Genomic DNA, 3,089 nt, shown 5'->3' with positions numbered 1-3,089 from the left:
AGTTTTACATCGGTAGCGACAACTTTGGATGGAAATGTGGGGATTTCACCGTGAAATTCTCTCTTTAAATATACAATATACAATGGGTTGCATACCATTTCTGCATGGAGAAAGGCATTGGAATTTCAATAAAAAAAACGTTAACGATACATACCATGGGTAAGTATTTGATTGATGCGTGATGCAACCGTGGAGATTTCAGCATGAAATTCACTAAAGATATTCATCAAATACAATGTGTTAAACCCTGTATTTGCGTGGAGAAAAAACCGGAAATTTCACAACAAACTGACATCAGGGAAAGGGCATAGTAAGGCAAAATGGGGGAGTAACGCCGAAATTCATGGAGATTTCACCGTGAAATCTCCATAGAAAAATCATTATTTTTAAACAGTTAACACCAAAAACAGGTGGAGAACATTCGCAGCTATGACTTCAGATGTTTAGCCAACACAGCGTTCACTGCATCATCAATAGCGCCCTGCAGCTCGGGCGACACACGGTTAAACTCGTAACTGAATGACCGTCCCCGGACCTTCTTGCGGGCATATTTGTTCTTGTCAGAAAACTGCCAAAGAGGGGTAATGACAACCGCTTCTCCTTTCTCTGGTTCTCCCAAAACCGTGGCTTCATCTCGTATCACGGTGAGAATTTTAGTCTTGACCTCATCAGCGGCCAGCAATGACGGCTCACGGATCCCACTGACAACGCCACTGATATTCTCGATAAGTTCTGATACTGAATGTTGTTTGCTGGCCAACAACTCTTCTGCCGTCAGCAATACTTTATAGTCAGAAAAAGACAGCTCCGATTGGATCGGAAAGAGAGATAGCAACTCAGAAGATACACTGGCCGCCTGTAGCGCTCGCGTAACTTTAGCTTGCGACAACCCCTCTGCTTCAGCGATTTCTTTTTGTGTCAGTCCACTTTGCTTAAGGGTGAGCAAACGCGTTCCCACTTCTCGGATGTTGTGTTCCCGAGCCGTTTGAATATCCTGGGCCAACTTTCTGGCTTCACTGACAGAGAGAGGCTCATCCGTGACTAAAATATCCAGACCGACATGTTTGAGAATGGCAGAGGCACGACGACGTGAGCCATCCAGGATCTCGATACGGTTATCACGACGAACACCAATGGCAGGGAAAAACTGCTGCAGGCTGATGGTCCGCATAATATCTTGAAGTGATTCAGGGGTGAGTGCCGACTGATCGCGTCCGTTGACCTCCTGGGTTACATACGTTTTGGTTTCAACCTCTACCGCTGCCACGGTCACTTTGGTGAAGACCACCTTCCTGCCAGACGACAGGGTAAAGACCTGTTTGAATGCTTCCGGCTCGGCTTCGCTGTTAAGAACTGGCGCGCTAAACGTGCGCCCGATTGTCAGACGTTTTGTGCTCATCGGGCACCTCAATTCATTCGGATAAATTCAATGCGGTCAAATACCGCTTTGGCAAAGTCTTCAGCAGCAGTACGCGCATTTTTCAATGCCTCGCTGCTCCCGACATAGGTCGCCGGGTTCGCGGAGATCACGGTATCAAACGACTCGCCACAGCGTTCAAAGCCATCAAGGCGTGGCAAAGCCGCATCGAGCATGTCTCCGCCAAAAATCTCTTTCGCGAGGCTGTGGCAAACTTTGTGATCGGGCTTGTTGGACAGTTTGGACATAAAACCGATGTTTCCCTGCAACCGGCACGGGCAACCAGAAGCTTCAATGATACTGACCAGTTCAGGCAGACGGGTCAGGTACTTCAATGTTGAATGGAAATCCACCTGTGCAGGCGGGATCGGCGTCATCAGGAGATCGGCCGCCGCAATCGCGTTCTTGAGGAATGCATCCAGGTGAGGGCCACTGTCAACAAAGATAAAGTCATAATCAGACTTCAGTTTATCAATGATGTTCTCACGCAAGACAGCATGGGGGTTTTGGCCAGGTAAATGCTCGGCACACAAACTTTCCCAACCTGAAGCAATGAACGCATCATCGATGGATGCGGGAAGAACGTCGACGCCAGGTACAACAGACGACACGATGAACTCAGTGAGCAACTCTTCCCGACTGACGTTTTGCAGCATGGCCTGCGCAGAGGTTGTCTCAACCAGGCCCACGGCACGGGTATGGTTCAAAAACATGGTGGCTGAGGACTGCGGATCCAGATCGATGACCAGGACGCGTAAATCTTCAAAAAGGAGGTGAGGGTGGGCACGCAGTGCATGAGCCAGTGATACCGTAGAAACGGTCTTTGAGACCCCCCCCTTCAGGTTGCCGACAAAGAGAGTCATCGCCTCAGGATGGCGATCGCGATATTTAGGGACATTACGGTGATGATAAATATCGACAATATTCTGGACGGTCATCGCGTACTTGGTGGACGAACCGGCCGCACGTTTCTCAAAAACATAACCGCCATTTTCCATCTCACTCACGGCATAGTCCACGTTAGCGCGAGTCAGTTTGGGAAATTTTGCGACGGCAGCTTTGGCATACACCTGAAAATATTCATTTTCTTTAAGCTCTTCTTTCTGAAGTTGTATCTGCTCAGTCAATGCGGACAGCATCTTTTCGGCACGCAGTGCGACTTTCTCTGTCTGATGAGAATCCATAATCACCAACCACCATATTTATGTAACTTATCTGAATTAAATCAATAATCCGGCATATAAGTTAAAAAATCAACACAATTAACAATAAAGTTATCACGCACTAACCATACCGTTCAATCACGTCCAGCGGATCACGCAGAAAAGAGGAGCGGATAAAATTCCTTAAAAAAACAGGTGCTCCTTTCTGCGTTACAGACCCCAGTCAGAGAACGGCTGTACAGTGCAACACAGGAAGGACATGTACTTTATTTCTTGTCGGGTTCACCTTAATGTGTATACACAAACGTAACCACATGGAGTATTTACATGGGTACAATGAACATTCGTATCAACGACGACTTAAAGGCCCGGGCCGGTGTGGCGCTCGACGGATTGGGGATCACAGCCTCCGAAGCCGTACGCCTGGTGCTTGAATACGTTGCACAAAATAACCGCCTTCCAGTTCAGGTAGCATTACTGGCTGATGAAGTGTCAATACCGATTGAATT

Annotated in this window: 3 protein-coding genes; 1 reads left to right on the top strand and 2 read right to left on the bottom strand. The window is 47.7% G+C overall.

What is annotated here, in order from left to right; all coding sequences use genetic code 11:
• Positions 1 to 427 precede the first annotated feature (427 nt).
• Together U869_RS0127600 and U869_RS0127595 are read right to left on the bottom strand one after the other, a co-directional pair.
• Positions 428 to 1,399, bottom strand: a complete 972-nt coding sequence (locus U869_RS0127600; RefSeq protein ID WP_025123867.1) for a ParB family protein — start codon at positions 1,397 to 1,399, stop codon at positions 428 to 430.
• Positions 1,400 to 1,407: 8 nt separating this feature from the next.
• On the bottom strand, positions 1,408 to 2,601 hold the full coding sequence (locus tag U869_RS0127595; RefSeq protein WP_037409709.1) for an AAA family ATPase: 1,194 nt from the start codon (positions 2,599 to 2,601) through the stop codon (positions 1,408 to 1,410).
• Positions 2,602 to 2,907: 306 nt separating this feature from the next.
• Here U869_RS0127595 and U869_RS0127590 point away from each other — a divergent pair.
• Positions 2,908 to 3,089: type II toxin-antitoxin system RelB/DinJ family antitoxin (locus tag U869_RS0127590; protein WP_025123869.1), on the top strand; the 182-nt coding region annotated here is incomplete at its 3' end.

The organism is Serratia sp. H1w (genome assembly GCF_000633355.1).
Classification (GTDB): Bacteria; Pseudomonadota; Gammaproteobacteria; order Enterobacterales; family Enterobacteriaceae; genus Chania.
Note: the sequence above shows the minus strand (reverse complement) of the source record. Positions and strands in the feature narration are given on the sequence as shown.